Raw genomic sequence first — 16,760 nt, forward strand, 5'->3', positions numbered from 1 at the left:
GGGGCGGGGCCTGAATGACTCATCGGGGGATGGATGAATATCCGCCGCAAGTGGTCCTGGGCGACGTGGAAGCTAACGAACGTCCGGGGCTGTCAAGGTCGAGCATTGGCCCGAGTGAAGACCGCCGCCCGCCCGGCGCGCGCCAGTCGCTTCGCCGATCAGGAGCAGGGCGGGGTCTTTGTCGCCGATGGTGCGCGTCAGGAAGCCCAGCGCGTCGAGGCGACCGGTGATCAGCCTTTCGGTCGGTAGCGAGACGTTCACCGCGATCATCACCGACGTTTCGGGCGGCATGCCCGCCGCGATCAGCTGGCGTGCGATCTCCGGCGCGGCGGCGCGTCCCATATAGACGGCCAGCGTCGCATCGGGGGCAGCGAGGGCCTGCCAGTCGAGCGACAGTGGCTCGCCCTCCCGCAAATGCGCGGTGACCAGGGTCAGGCGGCGCGACAGGCCGCGCAGGGTCAGCGAGATAGTGCCCGAGGCCGCCGCCGCGCTCGCCGCCGTGATACCAGGGCAGACCTGGACCGCGATCCCGGCGGCGCGGCAGGCGTCGATCTCTTCGGTCGAGCGGCCGAAGATCGACGGGTCGCCGCCCTTCAGTCGGACGACTCGCTTTCCCGACAGCGCGGCGGCGACGATCAGGTTGTCGATCGTGCCCTGGTCCTTGGAGTGGCGGCCCGAGCGTTTGCCGACGCTGGACAGTTCGGCCGTGTCGGGGACGAGCGCCAATATCTCCGGCCCGACCAGCGCGTCGTAGAAGACGATGTCGGCGGCGGCGATCAGCCGCTCGGCCTTGCGGGTCAGGAGCTCAGGGTCGCCGGGGCCTGCCCCGACCAGCCAGACCGAACCGGCGGGAAAATCATCCATGCGCATGGGCGGGCTCCTGGGTTTCGGCGAGCAGGCGGGCGAGGGCGGGGCGGCACGATCCGCAATTGGTGCCCGCACCCAGCGCCGCGCCGATCGCGGCGACGTCGGCGAGTTGCTGGTCGCGGATGGCGGAGACGATCGTGCGGACTCCGATGTCGAAACAGGCACAGACGATCGCGCCCCGATCGGCCGTCGCGCCGGATGCGCGTCCGGCGAGGATGGTGGGGGCGATTTCGCCTGCGCTCAGTTGCGCGATCAGCCAGTCGCGGCTGGGCAGTTCGCCCCGCTCGGTCAGGAACAGCACGGCGGCGAGGCGATCGTCGGCGATCACCGCCACGCGGTGCGATCCGCGCGCGGGGTCGGTCGCCTCGATCCGCTGGCCCTTGGGGAGCAGGGTTTCCAGCACGGCCGGATTGTCGTCGCCCGCGACCTCCCACAGCCACCCGCGGGGAATGGCGACCCGCGTCGCCCAGAGGCAGTCCGGCGTCGCCACCGCCTCGCCGGTCAGGATGACGAAGCCACGCCAGCGGGTTGCGACGGCGGCGATGCTGGCGGGGGTGCGCTTGAAGCCGGGCTGGCCCGAATAGGGATCGGTCAGCGGGCGCGGGAGCAGGCCGGTGCGCCCGCCCTTCGCGGTCCGGTCCGTCCAATGGATCGGCACGAACAGCTCGCCCGGCCGTTGTCCGGCGCTGACCGACACGCGGTAGAGGCTCTCCCCCTGCGGCGTCGCGACGCGGGCCAGGCCGCCATCGTTCAGCGCCAGCCGTGCGGCATCGTCCGGGTGGACCTCGACCAGAGGCTCCTCGCGGTGGCGCGCCAGCTTGGGGGCCAGGCCGGTGCGGGTCATCGTATGCCAATGATCGCGGTAGCGGCCGGTGTTCAGCGTCATCGGCCAATCGCGAAGCGGCTCGGGCAGCGGCTTTTGCGTCACGGGGATCAGGCGGGCGCGACCGTCCGGCGTCGGGAAACGGCCATCGGCGAAGGGCGTGCCGCCCCAGCGGAACGGCGCCATCGCGTCATATTCGGCATGGCCGCCGCTCGACCGGCCGGGCAGCGCGAACAGGCGGGTGCCGTCATTCTCATAGGCGGACAGGCGGCAATGCTCGCGCCAGATCTCGGCGGGGCGGTCATAGGAAAAGGCGGTCTTCCAGCCCATGCGGCGACCGACCTCCTTGACGATCCACCAGTCGGGCCTGGCCTCGCCGGGCAGGGGAAGGAACGCACGCTGGCGGCTGATCGTGCGGTCGCTGTTGGTGACGGTGCCGTCCTTCTCGCCCCAGGCGGCGGCGGGCAGGCGGACATGCGCATAGGTGGAACTGTCGGTCTCGGCGATCACGTCGCTGACCACGACGAAGGGGCAGGCGGCCAGCGCGTCGCGGACCGACCCGGCATCGGGCATCGACACGGCGGGGTTGGTCGCCATGATCCACAGCGCCTTGATCCGGCCCTGGCCCAGTTCGCGGAACAGGTCGACCGCCTTCAGCCCCGGCTTGGACGCGATGCCGGGGGAGGCCCAGAAACGCTGCACCCGCGCGCGGTTTTCGGGCGCGAAGTCCATATGCGCGGCCAGCGTCGAGGCGAGCCCGCCGACCTCGCGCCCGCCCATCGCATTGGGCTGGCCGGTGATCGAGAAGGGGGCCGCGCCCGGCTTGCCGATCCGCCCCGTCGCGAGGTGCAGGTTGAGGATCGCGTTGACCTGATCGGTGCCGGCGGTCGACTGGTTGATGCCCTGGCTGAATAGCGTGACGGTGCGCGGGGTGGCGGCGAACCATTCGTAGAAGCGGCGCAGGTCGGCGGGGGCGACGTCGCAGGTCTTCGCGACGGACCAGAGATCGCTGCCTTCGTCCAGCACGGTCCAGAAATCTTCGGGCACGGCGAGTGAGGCGCTGAGGAAATCTTCGTCCACCACCCCCGCCGTCCGCGCCCAGGCGAGCGCGCCGTTCATCAGCGCCACGTCGCTGCCCGGCCGGATCGCGAGGTGGAGGTCGGCCTGTTCCGCCGTCTCGGTACGGCGCGGGTCGATCACCACCAGCTTCGCGCCCGCGTCGCAGCGCGCACGGATGCGCTGATAGACGATCGGGTGGCACCAGGCGGTGTTGCTGCCGACCAGCACGATCAGGTCGGCGGCGTCGATATCCTCGTAGGAGGCCGGGACGATGTCCTCGCCGAACGCGCGGGTATGGCCCGCGACCGCGCTCGACATGCAGAGGCGCGAATTGGTGTCGATGTTCGCGGAGCCGATGAACCCCTTCATCAGCTTGTTAGCGACGTAATAGTCTTCGGTGAGCAACTGGCCCGAGACGTAGAAGGCGACGCTGTCCGGGCCGTGCTGCGCGATGGTGTCGCGGAAGCGCTTGGCCACGAGGTCGAGCGCCTTGTCCCACGACGCGCGGCGCTTGCCGATCATCGGGTGGAGCAGGCGGCCCTCCAGCCCGACCGTCTCGCCCAGATGGGTGCCCTTGGAACAGAGCCTGCCGCGATTGGCGGGGTGGTCGGGATCGCCCTCGATCCTGACCTGCCGATCGCCGGTGACGGTCGCGCGGATGCCGCAGCCGACGCCGCAATAGGCGCAGGTGGTGCGGATCTCCGTCATGCGTCGCCCCTCCTCTTTAGGGGAGGGGTTGGGGTGGGGCGGTTCGGCAGGCACGACGCTTGTGGCGAGGCCCCACCCCCGACCCCTCCCCTGAAGGGGAGGGGCAAAAGTCGGTTGCTCCTCACGCCGCCGCCTTCAGCGTCGAGGCGCGGCAGATCAGCACGCGGCCGCCGCTGATCTTCACCGGCACGGTCGGTGTACACCCCTTGTCCTCGCCCAGCGCCTCGCCGGTGCTGAGCGAAATGCGCCAATTGTGCAGCGGGCACGCCACCGCACCGCCATGGACGATGCCCTGGCTGAGGCGGCCATGCTTGTGCGGGCAGCGGTCGAGCAGCGCGAAGATGCTGTTCTCGCCGGTACGGAAGACGGCGATGTCGTCGCCGCCCTCGACCTGCACCGTGCGGGCACCGCGCAGGGGGATTTCTTCGACCCAGCCGATATCGAGCCACTCGCCAATCATGCCATCTCTCCAACCGGCTGGAAGCGCGCCATCGGCGCATGGATTTCGCGTTCGGCCCCGGCGACGCGCTCGGCCCAGGGGTCTTCCTGCGAAAATTGCTGCGAGTGGAAGAAGCGGCGAGCGAGGTCCGCGCGCTCCTCGGCATCGGGCAGAAGGCGCGACTGGATGTACGCCAGCCCGACGCGCTCGATCCACGGCGCGGTACGCTCCAGATAGCGCGCCTCCTCGCGGTAAAGCTGGATGAAGGCGGCGCACATCTCCATCGCCTCTTCCTCGGTCGCGACCTTGCAGAGCAGGTCGGTGGCGCGGACCTTGATCCCGCCATTGCCGCCGACATGGAGTTCATAGCCGGAATCGACGCAGACCACGCCGAAATCCTTGATCGTCGCCTCGGCGCAGTTGCGCGGGCAGCCCGACACCGCGATCTTGAACTTGTGCGGCATCCAACTGCCCCAGGTCGCCCGTTCCAGCTTGACGCCGAGGCCAGTCGAATCCTGCGTGCCGAAACGGCACCATTCGGAACCGACGCACGTCTTCACTGTCCGCAAACTCTTGCCATAGGCATGGCCGCTGACCATGCCCGCCGCGTTCAGATCGGCCCAGACGGCGGGCAGATCCTCCTTCCGGATGCCGAAGATGTCGAGCCGCTGGCCGCCGGTCACCTTGACCATCGGCGCGTTGAACTTCTCCACCACATCGGCGATCGCGCGCAGTTCCCTGGGGCTGGTGATGCCGCCCCACATGCGCGGGACCACCGAATAGGTGCCGTCCTTCTGGATGTTGGCGTGCATCCGCTCGTTGACGAAGCGGCTCTGCTGGTCGTCGACATATTCGCCGGGCAGCGCACAGAGCAGATAATAATTGAGCGCGGGGCGGCAGGACGAACAGCCGTCGGGGGTCGACCAGTGCAGCTTCTGCATGACCTCCGGGATGGAGCGCATGTCCTGCGCGACGATCTCGCGGCGGACATCGTCATGGCCGAAGCTGGTGCATTTGCACATGGTCTTCGGCCCCGCCTCGACCTCGTCGCCCAGCGTCAGCGCGAGCAGCGTCTCGACCAGCCCGGTGCACGAGCCGCAGCTCGCCGATGCCTTGCAGGTGGCACGCACCGCATCCAGGCTGTGCGCGCCCTTGGCGATGCACGACACGACCTGCCCCTTGGTGACGCCGTTGCAGCCGCAAATCTCCGCCGTGTCGGAGAGCGCCGCAACGGCCGCCTTAGGGTCCGCCTGCCCCCCTCCCGAGGCGAAGGCCTGGCCGAAGATCAGCGCGTCGCGAATGTCGCCGACGTTCTCGCCCTTCTTCAGCAGGTCGAAATACCAGTTCCCGTCGGCGGTATCGCCGTACAGCACCGCGCCGACGATCCGGTCGTCCCTGACCACGACGCGCTTGTAGATGCCGCGGCTCGCGTCGCGCAGCACGATGTCCTCCGCGCCGTCGCCGCCACCGAAATCACCCGCCGAGAAGACGTCCAGCCCGGCGACCTTCAGCTTGGTCGCGGTGGCGGTGGGGCGATAGCCGCTGGGGCTGCCTGCCAGCGCATCGGCAAGGCTGCGGCACATGTCCCAGAGCGGCGCGACCAGGCCGTACACCTGCCCGTCATGCTCGACGCACTCACCGACCGCCAGGATGCGCGGGTCGGAGGTGACCATATGGTCGTCCACCTTGATCCCGCGTCCCACGTCCAGCCCGGCGGCACGGGCGAGCGCGACCGAGGGGCGGATGCCGACCGCCATCACCACCAGGTCGGCGGCGATCTCGCGCCCGTCCTTCAGCCTGATCGCCTCCACCCTGCCGTCGCCGACGATTTCGGCGGTGTCCGCGCCGCACAGCACGGTCTGGCCGCGCGCCTCCAGCGCCTGTTTGAGCAGCCAGCCCGCCGCCTCGTCCAACTGCCGCTCCATCAGCGTCGGCATCAGGTGGAGGACCGTCACCTTCATGCCGCGCAAGCTCAGGCCATGCGCCGCCTCCAGCCCGAGCAGACCGCCGCCGATCACCACCGCGCTGCCGCCCCCCCTTGATCGGGCGGCTTCGGCGGCGGCGAGCATATGCTCGACATCCTTCATGTCGCGGAAGCTGATGACGCCGGGCAGGTCGTGGCCGGGCACCGGGATGATGAACGGGTCGGAACCGGTCGCGATCAGCAGCCGGTCATAGTCCAGCACCATGCCGCTCTTGGCGGTGACGGTGCGGTCCACGCGGTCGATCGCGGTCACCGGATCGCCGCTGACCAGGGTGATGCCGTTGTCGGCATACCAGTCCAGCCCGTTGATGACGATCTCGTCGAACGTCTTCTCCCCCGCCAGCACCGGCGACAGCATGATCCGGTTATAGTTCACCAGCGGTTCGGCACCGAAGATGGTGATGCGATAGCGGCCGGGATCGCGCGCCAGCAATTCCTCGACCGCGCGGCAACCGGCCATGCCGTTGCCGACGACGATCAAGTGCTCGCGGGTGTCGGCCTTGGCGGCGCTCAGGACTTCGTGTTTCATCGGTTCGATCCGTGGAAGAGGAAAAGCATCAGATCCGCACGCCCTCGGCCGCGCCCCAGCTGCGGCGCCAGCGGGTCTTGACCAGCGACAGGCCCACCAGCGCCACCAGCGCAAGCGCGGCGAAGATCAGGAAGCCGCCCGAAAAGCTGCCCGTCCACTGCTTGGCGATGCCCAGCGAAGAGGCGAGGTAGAAGCCGCCGATCCCGCCCGCCATGCCGACCAGCCCGGTCATCACGCCGATCTCGGCGGCGAAGCGCTGCGGCACCAGCTGGAACACCGATCCGTTGCCGACGCCCAGCGCCAGCATGGAGAGGACGAACAGCGCGAGCGAGGCGGCAAAGCCGTCGACCATCGCCACGCCCGTCAGCGTGACGGCGGCGGCGGCGAAGACGGCCATCAGCGCCTTCACGCCCCCGATCGCATCGGCCAGCGCCCCGCCCATCGGCCGCACCAGCGACCCGGCGAAGACACAGGCCGCCGTGGCGTAACCTGCCTGCACCGGGGTCAGGCCGAAACGGTCGGTGAAATAGATGGGCAGGCTGGCGGCGAGCCCCACGAACCCGCCAAAGGTGACGGCATAGAAGCCCATCAGCCACCAGGCATCGGCCTGTTTCAGCGGCGCGAGATACTCGACCAGACGGCGCGGCGGCGGTGCGCCCGGTGCGTCCTTGGCCATGATCATATAGGCAACGAACACCAGGCTCAGCGGCAGGCAAGCGAGGCCCAGCACCGCGTTCCAACCGAACAGCTTGGCGAGCGCAGGCGCGAACAGGGCGGCGAGCACGGTGCCCGAATTGCCCATGCCCGCCAGGCCCATCGCCTTGCCCTGATGCTCGGGCGGATACCAGCGGCTGGCGAGCGGCAGGGCGATGGCGAAACTCGCGCCCGCAAAGCCCAGCACCACGCCCAGCGCGAGCGTGCCGCCGAAGCTGGTCACGCCCAGCGCCCAGGCGGAAAACAGCCCGGCGATCACGATGATCTGGCTGATCGCTCCCGCGCGCTTCGGCCCGATCCGGTCGACCAGCAGGCCGTTGACCACGCGCAGGATCGCGCCCGCCAGCGTCGGCACCGCGACCATCACGCCCTTTTGCGCCGGGGTCAGCCCCAGGCTGGTCGCGATCTGCGGGGCGAGGGGGCCGAGCAGCACCCAGACCATGAAGGCCAGGTCGAAATACAGGAACGCCGCGATCAGGGTCGGCGTATGGCCGCTCGACCAGAAGCCGCCGTCATCGGCCCCGCTATCGGGCTTTGTCTTTTCGGTGTCGTTCCAGAATGCCGTCGCCATAGTGCCGTCCCCACGGGCCCAGGGCCCAAAACGAAAAAAAACCGCCAGGACGCGGTGCCCTTGCGGGTCGCATCCTGGCGGCTTCGTTGCCTCCAAACGGACAATGGGGTCGCCCCATTTCCGCCAGCGCGCTACCCCGTCGTTGGAGCGGCCTGCGCTGCTATCTCGTGCCCGACGCCATTGCCGGGCGAATCGAAAATTGCCTGATTCGCGGGTGCGGCGCAAGAGGCTTTCGCAAATGCAGCAATATCAATCCTCCCCGTACCGGGGAGGACTTAAGGCAGTCCCGCCAGATACCCTGGGATATCATCGGGATCGAACGCTCGCCCGTCAAAGAAGGGATCGCTCCCCAGCACCAGCCGCCCTTGCGTCGATCCCGCCCCGATCGGCTCGACCAGCGCGCCCTCCAGCTTGGAGCTCGCCCCCGGCAAAGGCGCGCCCGATCCGGCCAGCGCGGCGCGGTAGAGGTCGGGTCGGAACACGTCTTGCGCGGTCGCGGCATCCTCGGGCGAGAAGGGCAGCCCCTCCCACCGCACCATCTGGGCATAAAGCCAGGCGGCTTGGCTGCGCCACGGGAAGTTTGCCGCCTCGCGATACTGGAACATGAAATCGGGATAATGGACCGGCTCGCCACCCGGCACCACGCGGATGCGGTCGGTGATCGCGCGCAGGATCGCATCGACCGGCGCGTTCAGATAGTGCGGGCGCGACAGTATGGCTGCGCTCTGTTCGACCGTCTCGGGATCGACGAAATGCGCCGCCGCCGCATGGAGCGCCCGGATCAGCCGCAGCACGCCGTCGCGTCGCTCCTCCGCCCGGTCGGCGCGCATCGCCAGCACCTTTTCGACGCCCCGCCGCCAGATCTGCGCGGTCGCCAGCGCGATGCGGCCGACGCCGCGATCGACCGCGATGGAGTTCCACGGCTCGCCAACACAGATTCCGTCCACCTCTCCGGCGGCCAGAGCGTCGGCGGCGAAGGGGGGGCTGGTGACGATGATCGCGACATCCGTGTCCGGGCGGATGCCGACGCCCGCCAGCCAGTAGCGGAGCATGTAATTGTGGCTGGAATGGCGATGCACCACCCCGAAGCGCAGCGGCTTGCCCGCGTCCCGCCGCCGCTCCGCCACTGCCTTCAGTGCCGCGCCGATGGCGACCGGATCGCCCAAAGTCTCGCCCAGGCCGACCGCCTCGCCCAGCGCGGTCGAGAAGGTGAGGGCATTGCCGTTCAGCCCCAGCACGAAGGGCACCGCCATCGGCACCGCTGGGCGATCCCGACCGAGCGCGGTCGATATGGCGAGCGGCGCCACCAGATGCGCGGCATCGGTATGGCCATAGAGCAGCCGGTCGCGCACCGCCGCCCAGGTCACGTCGCGGACCAGCTCGATGGCGATCCCCTCCGCCTCGGCAAAGCCCAGTTCGTGCGCCAGGATGGGCAGGGCGGCGTCGACCAGCGGCAGGAAGCCGATGCGGAACGGGTCGAGGCTCATGGCAAATCTCCCATCAACTGCTCGCTGGTCACGATCGCCTCGGCCACGTCGGCGATGCGGCGGTTGCTGGTCATCGCGTGGCTGCGGAGCAGCGCATAGGCGGCGGGCTCGTCCAGCCCACGTCGCCGCATCAGGATCGCCTTGGCCCGGTCGATCACCTGCCGGTCGGCCAGCGCGGTCTTCGCCTCGGCCAATTCGGTCTGGAGCCGGGAAAAGGCCTGGAAGCGCCGCACCGCCAGATCGAGGATCGGCTTGATCCGCTGCTTGGCAAGGCCGTCAACGACATAGGCGGACACGCCCGCATCGACGGCGGCCATGGTCGACTCAGGCTCCGACTGGTCGACGAACATCGCGATGGGCCGGTCGAGCGCGCGCGACATGGCGAAGAAATCCTCCAGCACGTCGCGGCTGGGATTTTCCAGGTTGATCAGCACGACCTCGGGCGCGGCGCGCTCCACCTGCGCGGCCAGCGGCCCGGCGGGGTCGATCACCACGAGATCGGTGAGCCCCGCCTCGCGCAAGCCATCGGAGATGATCGCGGCACGCGTGCTGCTGGTATCGATGATCGCGATCCGCATGGCGGCTTGATGCCGCGTCGGCTTCCGATCGACAAGAGGCGAAGGCGCCCAATCCCTGTCGAAGCCGCTTGCCTTGGCATATGTCGGACTATAATCACGCGTGACTGGATCGAACGAATACGTTCTCAATAAGATAGATTATCTGGACAGGGGAGATTTCCGATCATGCGCCATTTGGGCCGATCAAGGAGCTTGCGCGCCATGCGCGTGATGCTTCTGACCGGCGCGCTGGTGGTGAGCGGACAGGCGCTGCACTCTGCTGCGATAGGTTGGCCATTGTCCGGCGATATCGTGCCCGCGCACGACCCCGTCCTGATCCGCGAAGGCGATGTCTATTACTCCTACTCGACCGGACAGCGCGGGAGGGGCCCGCTGGTGGCGCGCATGTCGCGCGATCTGCGATCCTGGACGCCGCTGGCCTCGCCGCTGCCCGCCATCCCCGGCTGGGCGCTTGCGGCGGTGCCGGGCGCGCGGGAGATGTGGGCCCCCGACATAGCGCGGGTCGGGGGGCGCTATCGGCTCTATTACTCGGTCTCGACCTTCGGCAAGCAACGCTCGGTCATCGGTCTGGCGACCGCGACGACGCTCGATCCGGCGCGCGCCGACTATGGCTGGCGTGACGAGGGGCTGGTGATCGCCTCGCGCGAGGGCGACGGTTACAACGCGATCGACCCGGCCTTCGCGCGCGATCGGCGGGGCGGCGAGTGGCTGGCATTCGGCAGCTTCTGGGGCGGGGTACAGTTGATCCGGCTCGACCCGCGCACCGGCAAGCCCTCACCCGACGCCCGCCCGATGACGATCGCCGCCCGCGCGGCGGGGGAGGGCGATGGCGGCGGCAACGCGATCGAGGCGCCCTTCATCGTCGATCATGGCGGCTGGTACTGGCTGATCGTCTCGTTCGACCTGTGCTGTCGGGGAGCGAAGAGCAGCTATCATCTGCGCGTCGGTCGGGCGCGATCGATCGAGGGGCCCTATCTGGACCGCAATGGCCGGGCGATGCGCGAGGGCGGCGGGACCGTGTTGTTGCGGGCCGATGCGCAAGGGCGCGACCGGTTTCGCGGGCCCGGCCATGCGGGCGTGCTGCACGATCGCGACCGGCGCGATTACCTCATCCATCATGCCTATGATGCCGAGGCCAAGGGGGCCTCGACGCTGCGGATCGCCCGGCTGCGCTGGGATGCGGGCGGTTGGCCCGTGGTTGAAAAGGAGACGCCATGACCGAGTTCGAATTGACCCGCCGTGCACTGGTGGCCGGCGGCGCGGCGCTGGCCGCCGTTCCGGCCCTGGGTCGGGCGACGGCCCCTGGCACGGAGCGGGTGACGAACCCGCTGATCCGGCAGCGTGCCGATGCGCAGATCGCGCTTCAGGCGGACGGCCTCTATACCTTCATGGCCTCGGTTCCCGAATATGACCGGGTGGTGCTGCGGCGGGCCAAGACCATCGGCGGCCTGGCGACCGCGCCGGAGACGGTGCTGTGGCGGCGGCCCGCATCGGGCAGGATGGCGGGGCATATCTGGGCCCCCGAAATCCATCAGATCGATGGCCGCTGGTATGTCTATGTCGCGGCGGGGGATGGCGGCGACGTCTTCCACATCCGCACCTATGTCCTGCAATGCGACGGCCCCGATCCGATGACGGGGAAATGGTCTTTGCTGGGGCAGTTGGAAACGCCGTGGGACACGTTCACGCTCGATTCCACGATTTTCGTCCATCGCGGCACCCGCTATCTGGCCTGGGCGCAGAAGGAGCCGGGGATCGACACCAACTCCAACCTGTATCTGGCGCCGCTGGCCACTCCGACCACGCTGGCGGCGCGGCCCGCGCGGCTGACCGTGCCGACGCTGCCATGGGAGGTACAGGGGTTCAAGGTCGCGGAGGGGCCCGCACCGCTGATCCGCAACGGCCGCATCTTCATGACCTATTCGGCCAGCGCGACCGATGCGCGCTATTGCATGGGGATGCTGACCGCGCGCGACGACGCCGATCTGATGGATCCCGCCGCCTGGACCAAGTCGCCCGAGCCGGTCTTCCGTACCGATGCCGCGCGGCGCATCTATGGCCCCGGGCATAACAGCTTCACCGTCGATCGGGCGGGCAAGGACGTGCTGGTTTATCATGCCCGGGATTACGAGGCGATCACCGGCGATCCGCTCTACGACCCCAATCGCGACACGCGGGTCCAGCGATTCGGCTATCGCGCCGACGGCACCCCCGATTTCGGACGACCGGTCGCGAACGGCCCCGTCTTGATCTGAGGCAAGGATGTGGGGGCTCCGGCCCCCGCATCCTGTTTGCGCGCGGTTTATAAGACCGACAAGAGATAGCGTCGCAAATTCTATGCACCGGGCGGCCTAGAAGACGGACAAGAAACGTTATTTTGCCGATGTTTGCGCTAACATGGCGGCGCCTGCTGAAGCCTTGGTGTTGCTCAAAATCCACGACCTGAATTGTCTATCATTATTTCATCATCTCCAGCTTGACCGGAGCGTCCGATAGTCAGACAAATCGCTTCGACCGGTACCGAAAGTTCGGACCGTATGAGGGGAGATTCGATGAAGCATCACGTCCTGCTGCTGTCGGTTGCGCCATGGGCGCTGTTGGCCGCACCCGCCATGGCGCAGACCGCCGCGCCCGGCCAGAAGGCGCAGACCGCCGATCCCAACGCACCGATCGAAGCGCAGACACAGGTCGGAATCCAGCAGGATGTTCAAGAGGTTCCGGATCGCAGCCCGGTCCAGGCCTCGACCACGGGACTGGACGAGCAAGCGGTCGACCCGCGCGACATCGTCGTCACCGGCTACCGCGCCAGCCTGGGCTCGGCGCAGGCGATCAAGCGCAATTCCGACGCGATCCTGGACGCGATCGTCGCCCAGGATATCGGCAAGTTGCCCGACAATACGGCGGCGGAGTCGCTGGCGCGGGTCACCGGCATTCAGGTCAGTCGCTATAGCGATGAAGTGAACCAGGTGCTGGTCCGTGGCCTGCCCGACGTGACGACGACCTTCAACGGGCGCGACATCTTCACCGCCGAGGGGCGCCGCGTCGCGCTCCAGGATTTCCCGGCGGGCGCGCTGGCGGGCCTGGAGGTCTACAAGTCCGGGACCGCCGACCTGCTGGAGCCGGGCCTGGCGGGCCTCATCAACGTGCGGTCGCGTCGCCCCTTCGACTTCGAGAAGGGGTTCACCATCGCGGGCGGCATTCGCGGCACCTATAACGACCAGTCGAAGAAGTTCGACCCGCTGGGCAACCTGCTGATCAGCCAGCGCGCCGACACCGCGATCGGCGAGATCGGCTGGCTCCTCAACGCCTCCTATACCCAGGCGCAGTATCGCAATGCGGTGCGCTGGGGCGAGGGTAACACCAACTCGCCGACGGCGGGGACGACGGTGCTGCCGAGCTCGGTCGGTCGCAATTTCCAGATCCCGACCGCGGTCGGCGTCTATAACGACAGCGGCAAGCGCTGGCGCCCGGCGGTCAACGCCAGCGTCCAATGGCGCCCGGCGCACAATCTCGAGCTCTATTACGACTTCCTCTACCAGGGTTATCGCGGCGAGATCGCGAACGACTGGTTCCGCGTGCCGCTGCTCGACAACAACCCGACGCTGAGCGACGTCGTGCTTCGTCCCGGCCAGCCGCTTCAGGTCCAGAGCCTGACCAAGACCGGCGGCTATCGCCCCGAGGCGTATCGCAGCACCGCCAAGGGCTATACCAACACCTATCAGGCGGCGGGCGGCGCCAAATGGGACGTGGGTCGCGCGCATCTGTCGACCGATCTGGCCTATACCAATTCGGAATATGGCTCGGACGAGTGGAGCTTCGACACGGCCTTTTCCAGGGCGCCGGTCGCCAACGTCAATTTCTTCGTCGACAACGGCGTGTCGTTCGATCTGCCCGGCTTCGACAATACCAACCCCGCCAATTACATCTGGCGCGGCTATTACGAAGCGACCTACCGCGTGCAGGGCAAGGGGTGGCAGTGGCGCACCGACGTCGATCTGGAGACCGACCTGTCGCTGTTCCCCAGGCTGCAGATGGGCGTCCGCTGGACCGATCGCGATGCGTCGCTGAAGCGCGGCAACCGCTATGCCTATACCGAGCCGCTTGCGATCCCGCTGGCCGACGTGCCGGCGGGCCAGCTGGGGCTGACCCAGAATGCGTTCCGCGGCAATCAGGGCTTCACCAGCTGGCTGATGCCGTCGCGCGACGGTATCGCGGGCAATGCGCCGCAGCTTCGCCAATACGCCTTCGATGCGCTCCAGCGGCTGGTGGCGGGCAATCCGGCCGACCAGGGGTATCGCGACGCGCTGAACCGTTTCGCCTCGCCCACGGTCCAGCTCGACCCGCTGGCGGCCTTCTACGCAACCGAACAGACCTATGCCTTTTACGGGCAGGCCAAATATGAGTTCAACATCGGCTCGGTCCGGTTCGACGGTATGCTCGGTACCCGCGTGGTAAACACGGTGGGCGAGTATAGCGGTATCTCGACGGTGCTGTTCGACGGCGTTCGTCGCAGCGAGGTGCGCACCACCCGCGCCAATTATGTCGACATCCTGCCCAACGTCTCGCTGCGCATCCGGCCCGACGACAAGCTGCAGATCCGCTTCGGCTTCACCAAGACGCGGACCAAGCCCGAATTCGGCCAGCTGAACCCGGCGCTGAACATCGAGCAGAATACCCAGGCGGTCATCCCGAACCAGCCGCTCGACCCGCGCTTCCCGGCGGGCCTGAACACGCGGCCCAACGCCTATGGCAGCGGCGGCAATCCGGACCTGCGTCCGCTGACCTCGAGCAACTATGACGCGACGGTCGAATATTATTTCTCGCCGACCGCGTCGCTGACCGCCGCCGTGTTCTACCGCGATCTCGACGGCTTCATCAGCAATTACGTCAACCGCACCATCGACCCCTTCTACGGCCTGATCGAAATCAACCGGCCGGAAAATGCGGGCAAGGGGCGGATCAAGGGCGTGGAAGTCGGCGGCCAGACCTTCTTCGACTTCCTGCCGGGCCTGTGGAGCGGCTTCGGCGTGCAGGCGAACGTCACCTATCTGGAAGGCAAGCAGCGTTATCCGGCCAATCTGTTCGCCGCGACCGGCGGTACGACCGAGCCGCCCTTCGTGCCGATCACCGGGCTGTCGAAATGGACGTACAATGTCGCGCTTTTCTATGAGAAGGGTGATGTGTCGACCCGCCTGTCGTTCAACAATCGCGATGCGTTCCTGAACGGCAACTTCATCAACGGCGACGGCTTCTACAATGGCGAGGGCACGACCCGCATCCAGCGGCTCGACTTCGGCTTCAACTATAACCTGACGAAGGAGATCACCATCGCCTTCGACGCCGCCAACCTGCTGGCCAAGCCGTTCAACAATTATCGCAGCTATGGCAACGGCCTGTCCTACCCGCGCGATGTGCGCGACGAGGGGCGTTACTACGGCCTGGGCGTGCGCTTCCGCTTCTGACCATGCCCTTTCCAGCTACGAAAAACCCCGCCGGTCCTGCGACCGGCGGGGTTTTTCATTCGTCAGGGCACCGGATCAGACCAGCGCGTTGCGGCGGATCAGTTCCTTATACCATTGCGCGCTCAGCTTGGGCGTCCGCTTCTGCGTGGCATAGTCGACATGGTGCAGGCCGAAGCGCAGGCCATAGCCGTCCGCCCATTCGAAATTGTCCATCAGGCTCCACAGGAAATAGCCCTTGAGCGGATATCCCTCGGCGGCGGCGCGGCGGAACTGGCCCAGATAGTTGCGCAGGTACATGATCCGGTCGCCGTCATCGACCAGCCCCTTGTCGTTCAGCACGTCATCGGCCGAGGTGCCGTTCTCCGAGATGTAGATCGCCTTGGGGCTCCACATCTCAGCAATCGCGCGGACGCCCCAATAGGCGGCCTCGGGACCGACATAGAGCCAGGGCGAGGCCATGCGCGGCGAATTCTTGAGGTGCGGCAGCGGGGTATAGCCGCGCGGATCCTCCGGGTTCGCCTTCACGAAGGTCGGGGTGTAGATGTTGAGCGCCACGAAATCGAGCGGGGAGCCGATCGCCGCCATGTCGCCCGCCTGTACCTTGGGCGCGTCGGCCCCGGCGCTCTTCAGATAGGCGTCGGTATATTTGCCCTCCATGACGGCGGTCAGGAACATGGCATTCTCTTCGCGCATCGCCTTCTTCGTCGCCTCGATATGCTCGGACGTCTCGATGACGGGGACGAAGATGCTGGCATTGTCGGCGATGCCGACTTCGGTGCCCGCCTTGGCATTGGCGCGGATCGCCTGGACGCCCAGGCCGTGGGCGAGCACGCCATGGTGGCGGACCTGGTTGACCTGGCCTTGGGGCAGCTTCAGGCCCGGTGCGTGGATGCCGACCATGTGGCCGAGGTCGGTGAAGCAGCGCAGCTCGTTGACCGTCATGAAGCGGTGGACGCGGTCGGACAGCTTGCCCGCCATGAAGCCCGCATAGTCGGCGAACGCCTTGGCCGTGTCGCGATTCTGCCAGCCGCCGGGCAGCGCCTGCGGCAGGTCCCAGTGGAACATGGTGACGTTGGGCTGGATGCCCGCCGCCAGCAGCCCGTCGATCACCCGGTTATAATAGTCGAGGCCCTTCTGGTTGGGCTTGCCGCGTCCTTCGGGGAAGATGCGCGACCAGGCGATCGACATGCGATAGGCCTTCACGCCGAGATTCTTCAGCAGCGCGATATCTTCGTTATAGCGGTGGTAGCTGTCGCAGGCGACGTCGCCATTGTCGTCGTTGGCGATCTTGCCCGGCGTGTGCGAGAAGACGTCCCAGTTGGTCAGGCCGCGCCCGTCCTCCTTCACCGCGCCCTCGATCTGATAAGAGGCGGTGGCGCAACCCCAGAGGAAGTCCTTGGGAAAGCTCAGGTCCGATGCGGTCGCGGCGGCCGCGCGGGTGGCGGCCAGCGTGCCGCCGCCGGTGGCGAGCGCGGCACCGCCCATCGCCATGCCGGACTTCATGAAATTACGACGATCCATGGATTCTGGTCCCCTCCG

At 67.6% G+C, this 16,760-nt stretch carries 11 protein-coding genes; 3 read left to right on the forward strand and 8 right to left on the reverse strand.

All coding sequences use genetic code 11. The features are described 5' to 3' along the window. Positions 1–72 precede the first annotated feature (72 nt). The 7 genes from cobA to SM191_RS06420 all read right to left on the reverse strand — a co-directional run bounded on the left by cobA (position 73) and on the right by SM191_RS06420 (position 9,759). On the reverse strand, positions 73–864 hold the full coding sequence (gene cobA / locus SM191_RS06390) for a uroporphyrinogen-III C-methyltransferase (RefSeq protein ID WP_445949823.1): 792 nt from the start codon (positions 862–864) through the stop codon (positions 73–75). Beyond that, positions 857–3,457, reverse strand: a complete 2,601-nt coding sequence (locus tag SM191_RS06395; protein ID WP_341505439.1) for a molybdopterin-dependent oxidoreductase — start codon at positions 3,455–3,457, stop codon at positions 857–859. Before SM191_RS06395 ends, cobA begins: the two co-directional genes overlap by 8 nt. Before the next feature lie 121 nt (positions 3,458–3,578). Then, a complete protein-coding gene (gene nirD, locus SM191_RS06400) occupies positions 3,579–3,917 on the reverse strand; it encodes a nitrite reductase small subunit NirD (protein ID WP_341505440.1) in 339 nt (112 codons plus the stop codon). Continuing rightward, entirely contained in the window at positions 3,914–6,409 is a 2,496-nt protein-coding gene (gene nirB / locus SM191_RS06405) for a nitrite reductase large subunit NirB (RefSeq protein WP_341505441.1), read from the reverse strand. Before nirB ends, nirD begins: the two co-directional genes overlap by 4 nt. A gap of 28 nt (positions 6,410–6,437) precedes the next feature. Beyond that, positions 6,438–7,694, reverse strand: coding sequence for a nitrate/nitrite transporter (locus SM191_RS06410; protein WP_341505442.1), 1,257 nt, complete (start codon positions 7,692–7,694; stop codon positions 6,438–6,440). A gap of 275 nt (positions 7,695–7,969) precedes the next feature. Next, positions 7,970–9,181 (reverse strand): CmpA/NrtA family ABC transporter substrate-binding protein, encoded by a 1,212-nt coding sequence (locus tag SM191_RS06415; protein WP_341505443.1) that lies wholly within the window; start codon positions 9,179–9,181, stop codon positions 7,970–7,972. Then, on the reverse strand, positions 9,178–9,759 hold the full coding sequence (locus tag SM191_RS06420; RefSeq protein WP_341505444.1) for an ANTAR domain-containing response regulator: 582 nt from the start codon (positions 9,757–9,759) through the stop codon (positions 9,178–9,180). The genes SM191_RS06415 and SM191_RS06420 overlap by 4 nt, the downstream gene beginning before the upstream one ends. A gap of 201 nt (positions 9,760–9,960) precedes the next feature. On the opposite strand from SM191_RS06420, the gene SM191_RS06425 reads away from it, so the two are divergent. The 3 genes from SM191_RS06425 to SM191_RS06435 all read left to right on the forward strand — a co-directional run bounded on the left by SM191_RS06425 (position 9,961) and on the right by SM191_RS06435 (position 15,221). Then, complete coding sequence (locus SM191_RS06425; protein WP_341505445.1) at positions 9,961–10,977, forward strand: arabinan endo-1,5-alpha-L-arabinosidase; 1,017 nt, start codon at positions 9,961–9,963, stop codon at positions 10,975–10,977. Further along, positions 10,974–12,014, forward strand: coding sequence for a glycoside hydrolase family 43 protein (locus SM191_RS06430; RefSeq protein WP_341505446.1), 1,041 nt, complete (start codon positions 10,974–10,976; stop codon positions 12,012–12,014). The genes SM191_RS06425 and SM191_RS06430 overlap by 4 nt, the downstream gene beginning before the upstream one ends. 297 nt (positions 12,015–12,311) lie before the next feature. After that, entirely contained in the window at positions 12,312–15,221 is a 2,910-nt protein-coding gene (locus SM191_RS06435; protein ID WP_341505447.1) for a TonB-dependent receptor, read from the forward strand. A 75-nt stretch (positions 15,222–15,296) separates the two neighbouring features. On the opposite strand, the gene SM191_RS06440 is transcribed toward SM191_RS06435, so the two are convergent. After that, positions 15,297–16,742 carry a GH1 family beta-glucosidase gene (locus SM191_RS06440; RefSeq protein ID WP_341505448.1) on the reverse strand — a complete coding sequence of 482 codons (1,446 nt, stop codon included), beginning with the start codon at positions 16,740–16,742 and terminating at the stop codon, positions 15,297–15,299. Between the last annotated feature and the right edge of the window lie 18 nt (positions 16,743–16,760).

Origin of the sequence: Sphingomonas sp. 2378 (assembly GCF_038084995.1) — a bacterium.
Classification (GTDB): Bacteria; Pseudomonadota; Alphaproteobacteria; order Sphingomonadales; family Sphingomonadaceae; genus Sphingomonas.

Coding starts and splice junctions, on each gene's coding strand:
- SM191_RS06415 (WP_341505443.1), bottom strand. CDS start 9,181: ATGAGCCTCGACCCGTTCCGCATCGGCTTCCTGCCGCTGGTCGACGCC.
- SM191_RS06410 (WP_341505442.1), bottom strand. CDS start 7,694: ATGGCGACGGCATTCTGGAACGACACCGAAAAGACAAAGCCCGATAGC.
- cobA (WP_445949823.1), bottom strand. CDS start 864: ATGGATGATTTTCCCGCCGGTTCGGTCTGGCTGGTCGGGGCAGGCCCC.
- SM191_RS06440 (WP_341505448.1), bottom strand. CDS start 16,742: ATGGATCGTCGTAATTTCATGAAGTCCGGCATGGCGATGGGCGGTGCC.
- SM191_RS06420 (WP_341505444.1), bottom strand. CDS start 9,759: ATGCGGATCGCGATCATCGATACCAGCAGCACGCGTGCCGCGATCATC.
- SM191_RS06425 (WP_341505445.1), top strand. CDS start 9,961: ATGCGCGTGATGCTTCTGACCGGCGCGCTGGTGGTGAGCGGACAGGCG.
- nirB (WP_341505441.1), bottom strand. CDS start 6,409: ATGAAACACGAAGTCCTGAGCGCCGCCAAGGCCGACACCCGCGAGCAC.
- SM191_RS06435 (WP_341505447.1), top strand. CDS start 12,312: ATGAAGCATCACGTCCTGCTGCTGTCGGTTGCGCCATGGGCGCTGTTG.
- SM191_RS06395 (WP_341505439.1), bottom strand. CDS start 3,457: ATGACGGAGATCCGCACCACCTGCGCCTATTGCGGCGTCGGCTGCGGC.
- nirD (WP_341505440.1), bottom strand. CDS start 3,917: ATGATTGGCGAGTGGCTCGATATCGGCTGGGTCGAAGAAATCCCCCTG.
- SM191_RS06430 (WP_341505446.1), top strand. CDS start 10,974: ATGACCGAGTTCGAATTGACCCGCCGTGCACTGGTGGCCGGCGGCGCG.